Here is a 413-nt window from a genome sequence, read left to right as displayed (position 1 = left end):
CGATTTGAGACAACCATAAAACACCTTCATTAGGCTGCTTGCGCCCCGAACTCTCGGGGTGACAAGTAGCCTAATTTTGTTAGAATCCGATCTTCGTTATAGTGCTGGATGTAGTTGTTCACTTTTTCAATCACGTGAAGATTCGGAAGGGAATTGAATTTAACAAATTGAAACTCCTCTGACTTGATACTCGAGTGGAACGATTCAATGACGGCATTATCCCAACAGTTTCCACGCCTCGACATACTACTTACTAAGTGCTTCTGTTGAAGCACCTGTTGGTAGGCGTGAGAGGTGTAGACGCTCCCTTGGTCCGAATGGACAATGACCCCTTCTGGATAGCCTCGCTTTTCTAAAGCCGCATATAAGGTATCGACGACAAGGGAGGTCTGTTGGTGCGAATAGAGCCGGTA

General features: G+C 46.0%; 1 protein-coding gene. It reads right to left on the bottom strand.

Features of this window, described 5'->3' with window-relative positions:
- Positions 1-29: 29 nt before the first annotated feature.
- A partial coding sequence (locus AB9R92_RS02875; protein WP_370668026.1) for a DDE-type integrase/transposase/recombinase occupies positions 30-413 on the bottom strand: 384 nt, incomplete at its 5' end.

The sequence above is a fragment of the Planococcus sp. SSTMD024 genome (assembly GCF_041320495.1).
Lineage (GTDB): Bacteria > Bacillota > Bacilli > Bacillales_A > Planococcaceae > Planococcus.
The sequence above is the reverse complement of the archived record's forward strand: the minus strand, read 5'-3'. Positions and strand labels throughout refer to the sequence as shown.